6 protein-coding genes are annotated in these 7,395 nt (G+C 68.3%); all 6 read left to right on the plus strand.

All coding sequences use genetic code 11. From position 1 onward, the window contains the following. The first annotated feature begins 15 nt into the window (after positions 1-15). The 6 genes from ispH to AB0G35_RS20575 are packed head-to-tail and all read left to right on the plus strand — an operon-like array spanning position 16 to position 7,213. Entirely contained in the window at positions 16-1,296 is a 1,281-nt protein-coding gene (ispH, locus tag AB0G35_RS20550) for a 4-hydroxy-3-methylbut-2-enyl diphosphate reductase (protein ID WP_360951061.1), read from the plus strand. Continuing rightward, the gene (locus AB0G35_RS20555; protein ID WP_360951064.1) at positions 1,296-3,128 is read left to right on the plus strand and encodes a 1-deoxy-D-xylulose-5-phosphate synthase; all 1,833 of its coding nucleotides are present in this window, start codon (positions 1,296-1,298) and stop codon (positions 3,126-3,128) included. The genes ispH and AB0G35_RS20555 overlap by 1 nt, the downstream gene beginning before the upstream one ends. After that, positions 3,125-4,294, plus strand: a complete 1,170-nt coding sequence (gene ispG, locus AB0G35_RS20560) for a flavodoxin-dependent (E)-4-hydroxy-3-methylbut-2-enyl-diphosphate synthase (RefSeq protein WP_360951067.1) — start codon at positions 3,125-3,127, stop codon at positions 4,292-4,294. Before AB0G35_RS20555 ends, ispG begins: the two co-directional genes overlap by 4 nt. After that, entirely contained in the window at positions 4,291-5,373 is a 1,083-nt protein-coding gene (locus AB0G35_RS20565; RefSeq protein WP_360951070.1) for a polyprenyl synthetase family protein, read from the plus strand. The genes ispG and AB0G35_RS20565 overlap by 4 nt, the downstream gene beginning before the upstream one ends. Then, the gene (locus AB0G35_RS20570) at positions 5,370-6,287 is read left to right on the plus strand and encodes a UbiA family prenyltransferase (RefSeq protein ID WP_360951073.1); all 918 of its coding nucleotides are present in this window, start codon (positions 5,370-5,372) and stop codon (positions 6,285-6,287) included. Before AB0G35_RS20565 ends, AB0G35_RS20570 begins: the two co-directional genes overlap by 4 nt. After that, the gene (locus AB0G35_RS20575) at positions 6,284-7,213 is read left to right on the plus strand and encodes a 4-(cytidine 5'-diphospho)-2-C-methyl-D-erythritol kinase (RefSeq protein ID WP_360951076.1); all 930 of its coding nucleotides are present in this window, start codon (positions 6,284-6,286) and stop codon (positions 7,211-7,213) included. Before AB0G35_RS20570 ends, AB0G35_RS20575 begins: the two co-directional genes overlap by 4 nt. Positions 7,214-7,395 lie beyond the last annotated feature (182 nt).

Consider the following 7,395-nt stretch of genomic DNA (forward strand, 5'->3'; position numbering starts at 1 on the left):
CGGGAAGGTTTCTCGGTGAACTCCTACATGCAGACCGAAACCATGGCTGTGCGAGCCGCCGACTTGCCCGTCGAACCGGGCGAAGTGGTGGTGGCTGACGGTATCGAGATGGAGGATCGGCGGCCGTTGTCCCGATCCCGGAGCGCTCTTCTTGTGAGAGGAGAGCTGCGCCGCCGGGGATTCGCCGTGCGCGGGGGTCTCCTGCACGCCACGGCGACCGCGGAGCCCGGCGATACCGTGCTCCACGTGGGCCGGTGGGCACCGCCGGGCGCTGAGCAGCAGGTACTCGGCGTGGCCACCGCCCCGGACGACGACCATGCGGCGACCGAGGTACGGGACGTGATCGCCCAGCTGGAGAAGGCGTTCCGGCCGCGTACGGTGCTCCTCGCGTCACCCCGCTCGTTCTGCGCGGGCGTTGACCGCGCCATCGAGATCGTGGAGCGCGTTCTGGCCCGCCACGGAAGCCCCGTCTATGTGCGCAAGCAGATCGTGCACAACATCCACGTCGTGCGAAGCCTGGAGAGCAGGGGCGCCGTGTTCGTCGACGACCTCGACGAGGTGCCTGCCGGCGCACTCGTGGTGTTCTCCGCCCACGGTGTCTCTCCGGAGGTCCGCGCACATGCCGCGGCACGGAACCTCCATGCCATCGACGCGACCTGCCCCCTGGTCACCAAGGTGCACGCGGAGGCCCGCAGGTTCGCGCAGCACGGGCACACCGTGGTCTTCATAGGCCACGCGGGTCACGAGGAGACGGAGGGAACCCTGGGGGAGGCGCCCGGCGACATGGTCCTCGTGGAAAGCGTCGCCGACGTGGCGGCCCTGGACGTTCCCGATCCGGAGCGGGTCTCCTATCTGACCCAGACGACACTTGCGGTCGATGAGACGGAAGGGATCGTGAACGCGCTGCGACAACGCTTTCCGGCGCTGCGCGGCCCCCGCTCCGAAGACATCTGTTATGCCACGACCAACCGGCAGGAAGCGCTGCGCGCGGTTGCGGCCGACTCCGACCTGGTGCTCGTCGTGGGATCGGACAACTCGTCCAACTCCCAACGCCTGGTCGAGCTGAGCCGTCGCCAAGGCACTCCTGCCCACCTGATCGATGACGCCTCGGGCATCGAGCTCGCCCACCTGCGACACACAGCCATTGTGGGACTTACCGCGGGAGCTTCGGCGCCGCCCGAACTGGTGGAGGAAGTCGTCGACGTGTTGGCCGGCCTCGGACCCGTGACGGTGAAGGAGAGAGAAGTCACCCAAGAGAATGTGCATTTCTCCCTGCCCAGGGCGGTGAACGGCTGATGAGTGTGGACATCACGGAATGGCGTTCCACCGCGTTACTGGACACCATCGGCTCCCCGTACGACCTGCGCGTCCTGCCTGCCGACCGGCTGGATCAGTTGGCCGAGGAGATCCGCACCTTCCTGGTCGATACCGTCACCAGCACAGGTGGGCACCTCGGCCCGAATCTCGGTGTGGTGGAACTGACCCTCGCCCTGCACCGGGACTTCGAATCGCCCCGGGACGTACTGCTCTTCGACACCGGCCATCAGGCGTACATCCACAAGCTGCTCACCGGTCGCCGGTCTGCTTTCGCCGGATTGCGTCAGGGCGGCGGGCTCTCCGGCTACCCCTCGCGCAGTGAATCCCCCCATGACGTCATCGAGAACTCCCATGCCTCCACGGCACTGTCGTACGCGGACGGATTTGCCAAGGCGTATGCGCTGGCGGGTACACCGGAGCGCCGGGTCGTCGCCGTGGTCGGGGACGGCTCGCTCACGGGAGGGATGTCCTGGGAGGCGTTGAACAACATCGGTGCCGCTCCGGAGCGCCCGGTCATCATCGTGCTCAACGACAACGGGCGGTCCTACGACCCCACCGTCGGTCTCTTCGGCCGCCCGCTCCCCGCCCCAGCCGATCACGGCGGGGGCATGGACACGCATGCGGTCGCCGCACTCTTCACTTCCGTCGGCCTCGACTACGTCGGACCCGTTGACGGGCACGACATCGAGGCGCTTGAAACCGCCCTCCGGAAGGCTGCCGCGGTGTGCCGGCCGGTGGTCGTGCATTGCCGCACCATCAAGGGCAAGGGCTATCCTCCGGCCGAGACGGACACGGCGGACTGCCTGCACGCCGTCGGCGTGGTCGACCGCGAGACGGGCAGGTCCCCCAACCGCTCAGCACCCACCTGGACCACGGTCTTCGGCGACGAGATGAAGACCATCGGAGCGGAACGCGGCGACGTCGTATGCCTCACTGCCGCAATGCTGCGCCCCACTGGACTGCTGCCCTTCGCGCAGGCCCATCCCGGCCGGGTCTTCGACGTAGGGCTGGCGGAGCAACACGCGGTGACCAGCGCTGCCGGACTTGCGACCGCTGGTATGCACCCCGTGGTGGCCGTGTACGCGACATTCCTCAACCGCGCCTTCGACCAGGTGTTGATGGATGTGGCCCTGCACCGGCTCCCGGTCACCTTCGTCCTCGATCGCGCCGGTGTGACGGGACCGGACGGGGCCAGCCACCACGGATTATGGGACTCGTCGCTGCTCTCCCTTGTCCCCGGACTCCGGTTGGCCGCACCGCGCGACCCCGTCCGGCTGCGTGAACTGCTGCGCGAAGCGGTGGCGGTGTCGGACGGGCCGACGGCCATTCGCTTCCCGAAGGCCTCGGCGGGGCCGGACATCCCGGCGGTGGAGTGCGTCGGCACGACCGACGTTCTGCACCGCGGCAAGGGCCACGACGCGCTCATCGTCGCGGCAGGCACGCTTGCCCTTCCCGCGCTGGAGGCCGCTCGTGCACTTGAGAAGGAAGGCGTCTCCGTGACCGTTGTGGATCCCCGCTGGGTGATGCCGCTGGACCCGTCCGTCGTCCGGATGGCGCTGCGGCACCGGCTGGTCGTCACCGTCGAGGACAACATCGAAGTGGCAGGACTCGGCAGCAGGGTCGCCCATGCTCTGTCCGACATCCCCGGTGCACCGCGCAACTGCACCGTCGCGCTGCCCGCGGAGTTCGTCCCGCATGATTCCCGAAACGCCATCCTGCGCCGTCACGGCCTGGACGGCTCCGCCATCGCCACCGCAGTGCTGAAGCGCCTAGGCGGCTTCGGCGCTCCTGATGAGGGGACAGAACGATGACCAGCACCGTCGCGCTTCCGATACCGGCCCTCACGCCACGTCTCCGCGCACGGCGCGCCACTCGGCAGATCCTGGTCGGCCGCGGTGAGCGGGCCGTGCCCGTGGGTGGCGATGCACCGGTGTCGATCCAGTCCATGACGACCACCGTCACCGCTGACGTCAATGCGACCTTGCAGCAGATCGCCGAGCTGGCCGCGAGCGGCTGTCAGATCGTGCGCGTGGCGGTGCCCAGCCAGGACGATGCCGAGGCACTGGCCGGCATCGCGACCAAGTCCCCCATTCCCGTGATCGCCGACATCCACTTCCAGCCGAAATACGTGTTCGCCGCGATCGACGCCGGATGCGCGGCGGTGCGGGTGAACCCGGGTAACATCCGGCAGTTCGACGACAAGGTGAAGGAGATCGCGCGAGCTGCCTCGGATGCGGCCGTGCCGATCAGGATCGGAGTCAATGCGGGGTCCTTGGACGACCGTCTGCTGCGGAAGTACGGCAAGGCGACCCCCGAAGCACTTGTGGAGTCCGCGCTGTGGGAGTGCTCCCTTTTTGAGGAGCACGGGTTCCGCGACATCAAGATCTCGGTCAAGCACCACGACCCCGTCGTCGTCATCAACGCGTATCGGCTGTTGTCGGAGAGGTGCGACTACCCACTGCACTTGGGCGTGACCGAGGCAGGTCCGGCCGCTCAGGGGACCGTGAAGTCGGCGGTGGCGTTCGGTGCGCTCCTGGCGGAGGGCATCGGGGACACCCTGCGGGTGTCGCTCTCTGCGCCGCCGGTCGAAGAGGTAAAGGTCGCCACGGCGATTCTGGAGTCCCTCGGTCTGCGGGAACGCCGGCTGGAGATCGTCTCCTGTCCTTCCTGCGGACGGGCACAGGTGGACGTGTACCGCCTCGCCGATCAGGTGAGCGCGGCCTTGGAGGGCTTCCCCTACCCGCTGAGGGTCGCGGTCATGGGCTGTGTCGTCAACGGCCCGGGAGAGGCGCGTGAGGCGGACATCGGTGTCGCGTCGGGCAACGGGAAGGGACAGATCTTTGTGCGGGGAGAAGTGATCAAGACGGTTCCGGAATCCCGCATCGTGGAGACCTTGGTGGACGAGGCGATGAAGCTGGCAGAAGAGCTGCGGTCGGCCGAAACCCGGCAGATCACCAGTGAGGAGAAGACGTCATGACCACGGCCCCCGCTGTCGCGGACTTCCTGGACCTCGCCGCTGTCCGGCGGGAGGTGGACAGGACACTGAGCCAGTTCCTGTCGGCCAAGACGGAGGCCGCCGGCTCTGCCGAGCTGCCGCACCTCGTGGATGTGCTGCGCCGCTTCGTCAGTTCGGGCGGAAAGCGGCTGCGTCCGCTGCTGTGTGTCTGTGGCTGGTACGCGGCCGGTGGCGGACCGACCCTCGACGTCGCGCTGCGAGCTGCCGCTTCGCTGGAACTCTTCCATGCCTTCGCGCTCATCCATGACGATGTGATGGACGGTTCCGAGACCCGCCGCGGACAGCCCAGCGCCCACCGGGCCCTCCAAGCCGTTCGAGCAGGTGAGGCCGACAGCGCAGCCGCCGAGTGGTTCGGCGTGAGCGGCGCGATCCTGCTGGGCGATCTGGCCCTGGTGTGGTCGGACGAACTGCTGACCAGCGCAGCCATGTCGGCTGAGCAGCACCAGGCACTGCGTCCGGTCCTCGATGCCATGCGCAGCGAGGTGATGCTCGGCCAGTACCTCGATCTGCTGGCCACCGGCCAGGTGACCGGGGATCTCCAGCAAGCCATGGACGTCGTGCGGTACAAGACGGCCAAGTACACCGTCGAACGCCCCCTGCACGTGGGCGCCGTGCTGGCCGGCGGACCGGCTTCCGTGCTGGACACCTGCACCGCATACGCCCTGCCGGTCGGCGAGGCCTTTCAGCTCAGAGACGACATCCTCGGTGTCTTCGGTGATCCGAAGGACACCGGCAAGTCGGATCTCGACGATCTGCGAGAGGGCAAAAGGACGCCTCTGGTGGCGCTGGCCGTCCAACGGGCCGACGAGCGTCAGCTCTTCGTCTTGAAGAGTCTGCTCGGGAGGCCCGACCTCGATGCGGACGGAGCTGCCGCGGTCCGAAGGGTATTCGAGGCCACCGGCGCCCGCCGGCGGGTCGAGGAGATGATCAAGAGCCGTTATGCCCAGGGCGTGAACGCACTGGCGGATGCGGGCTTTCCGCCCGCGGTCACGACGGCACTCCGGGAGATCGCACGAGCGGCGACGGTGAGGTCCTCGTGAGCTCTCCCGTCGGCCCCGCACCTCCGGTCTCAGGGCGGCGCCCCCTGGCCGCCACCGCCTGCCGCGCCCTCGTCAATGAGATACAGATCAGCTGCCGCTTCATCAGCAACGACGTGTGGACAACCGTCCTGCCTGCCACCGCGTTCGTCGTCGCAGCCGCGAGACACAGCGGACACGACGGCAGCCGGCTTGCTGCCGACTTCCTGTGCGGGTTCCTGTACTTCTGGTTGTACATCTACGGCTTCACGCTGACCAACCAGCTGTACGGGGTGGAGGAGGACCGAGTCAACAAGCCGTTTCGGCCGCTGGTCACCGGTCGTTCGAGCTACCGCGGGGCACAGCGACGGGCCGTCGTGGTGCTGCTGCTCTTCCCCCTCGTCGCCTGGTGGCTCGGGGTCCTGCTCTGGGCTCTTGTCTGGGAAGCGACGTACCTGCTCACCAACGTGGCGCGCTGGGAACGGCACTGGTTCGTGAAAAACCTTTCCATGGGCATCGGTGTGACCGTGCAGCTGGCCGCGGCGTGGTCATTGGTCACGCCGCTGACACAACTGGCCTGGCGCTGGGTGCTGACGCTGGCTGTGTCCATATGGCTGCTGATACCGCTGCAGGACCTTCGGGACGTGAAGGGGGATCTGGTCAACGGCCGCAGGACGTTCCCGATCGCCTTGGGGGAGCGATTCACCCGGTGGTACCTGGCGGCTGGATTCGCGTTGCTGCCCGTGGTCGTGCACGTGTTGCTGCTGACCCCCGAATCCCCGTGGGCATGGGCACTGGACGTGGTCCTCGCAGCCATCAGTTGGCTCGTGGCCGTACGGGTCGTCACCCGACGGACACCGGAGGCGGACCATGTGACATACCGGAGGTTCGAGCAGTGGTACACACTTGCGCTGATCACCGCGATCGTCGCGCTGTGACGGCGGTGACCGTGCGGGCACCCGCGAAGATCAATCTGCAACTCGCGGTCGGTGCACGTCGCGAGGACGGATTCCACGAGCTGGCCACTGTTTACCTGGCCGTCGGCCTGTACGACGAGGTCTCGGCAGCCCCCGCGGACGCGATGACGGTGGCAGTGGAGGGCGGGGAATCCGCCGGGGTCCCGGTGGACTCGACGAATCTGGTGGCGCGCGCGGCCTCCCGGCTGGCGTCCCGCACCGGTCGGGCGCCCGGGGTCCGTCTGCGGATACGGAAGAACATCCCCGTGGCGGCCGGGCTGGCCGGCGGCAGCGCGGACGCCGCAGCAGCGTTGCTGGCGTGCGACAAGCTGTGGGGGACCCGGCTCCCTCACGACGAACTACGCGATCTCTGTGCGGAATTGGGGAGTGATGTGCCGTTCATCCTGAACGGGGGAGTCGCCGTGGGGACGGGAAGGGGAGAGAGGCTTGCGCAGGTCGCCGTGACTGGTGACTTCCACCGGGTGCTTGCCTTCGGGCAGGGAGGCCTGTCCACCCCCGCGGTCTATCAGGAGTACGACCGGCTGAGACACCCGACCGACCCCGGGCGACGCCCCGTGATCGATGAGGTCATCCTGCGGGCGCTCCGGCAGGGGGACGTACGGGCGCTCGCGGCGGCCCTCGGCGGGCGGGGGAACGGTAACGAATTGGCTGCTGCCGCGATCTCGCTGCGCCCCGAACTGGGCAACACCTTGACCGCCGGCGTGGGTGCCGGGGCGCTCGCGGCGTTCGTGTCGGGGTCCGGGCCGACCTGCGTCTTCCTGGCCGAGGACGCAAGAGCGGCCGAGCGCGTCGTTCACGGGCTGATGCGGTCGGGAACATGCCGTGCGGCTCGCGCGGTCGCCGGCCCGGTGCCCGGTGCTGCGGCGGCAGCGGTAGAGGCGGGGTGAAGGCGGGCCATGGGTCTCGAAGGCGTTGAACCGGCCGCCACTGCCGGCCATCGCCGTGCACGGTCGGAGGTCACGGAGCCGAAGGAGGTCCGGCGCCTGGACCGGGTGATCATCCGGTTCGCCGGTGACTCCGGTGACGGCATGCAGCTCACCGGGGACCGGTTCACATCGGAGACGGCGTC

The organism is Streptomyces sp. NPDC021749 (assembly GCF_040640655.1).
GTDB lineage: Bacteria > Actinomycetota > Actinomycetes > Streptomycetales > Streptomycetaceae > Streptomyces.

What these genes read in the sequence shown, in the direction of transcription:
- AB0G35_RS20555 (WP_360951064.1), top strand. Translation starts at nt 1,296, where the DNA reads ATGAGTGTGGACATCACGGAATGGCGTTCCACCGCGTTACTGGACACC.
- ispG (WP_360951067.1), top strand. Translation starts at nt 3,125, where the DNA reads ATGACCAGCACCGTCGCGCTTCCGATACCGGCCCTCACGCCACGTCTC.
- AB0G35_RS20565 (WP_360951070.1), top strand. Translation starts at nt 4,291, where the DNA reads ATGACCACGGCCCCCGCTGTCGCGGACTTCCTGGACCTCGCCGCTGTC.